The organism is Pseudoalteromonas sp. PPB1 (genome assembly GCF_015356275.1).
GTDB lineage: Bacteria > Pseudomonadota > Gammaproteobacteria > Enterobacterales > Alteromonadaceae > Pseudoalteromonas > Pseudoalteromonas rubra_D.
This window is the reverse complement of sequence record NZ_JACEQV010000092.1, coordinates 1-643: the sequence shown is the minus strand read 5'-3', so window position 1 is coordinate 643 and position 643 is coordinate 1. Positions and strand designations below refer to the sequence as shown.

Annotated in this window: 2 rRNA genes; both read right to left on the bottom strand. The window is 39.8% G+C overall.

What is annotated here, in order from left to right:
- Positions 1-253 precede the first annotated feature (253 nt).
- Positions 254-368 (bottom strand): 5S ribosomal RNA (gene rrf / locus IY568_RS24445).
- Positions 369-554: 186 nt separating this feature from the next.
- A 23S ribosomal RNA gene (locus tag IY568_RS24440) occupies positions 555-643 on the bottom strand; the annotation flags it as partial.

The window sequence follows — 643 nt, the reverse complement described above, 5'->3', positions numbered from 1 at the left end:
CACTTTCTTTCTTGGATCTTTAGTTTGTTTGGAGAGCTTAATAAATTCAGAAGGCTGCAAAATCACTATCACATAGATGGAAATTGGATTTTGACATTAGATCATAAATTTAATCAATTTGGTATAAGTACTGCATGCACCATCCAACCCAGCTTCATGGATGAATAGACAACACTGCTCTGTCTACAACTTTTTTAAATCGCACATAGCAAAAAACCCGCTGCATTACTGCAACGGGTTTCTTTTATTTGGAGCTTGGCAATGTCCTACTTTCACATGGGAAACCCCACACTATCATCGGCGCTATTTCGTTTCACTACTGAGTTCGGCATGGAGTCAGGTGGTTCCAAAATGCTATGGTTACCAAGCAAATTCTTTCGTGCAAATGCTTAATGACATCGCGCTGTTTGCGAGCATTTCATTTGCGCAAGGTGAACTGATTTCTGCACTTATGCAGAGGGTGTCACCTTACTTAAAATCTGGAAAAGCGTATTAAATTCTTATCGTCTACTTTATTTCTTAACTTCTAACAAACAAAACCACTTTGGCGTTGTATGGTTAAGCCTCACGGGTAATTAGTACGAGTTAGCTCAATGGCTCACACCACTTCCACATCTCGCCTATCAACGTTGTAGTCTTCAAC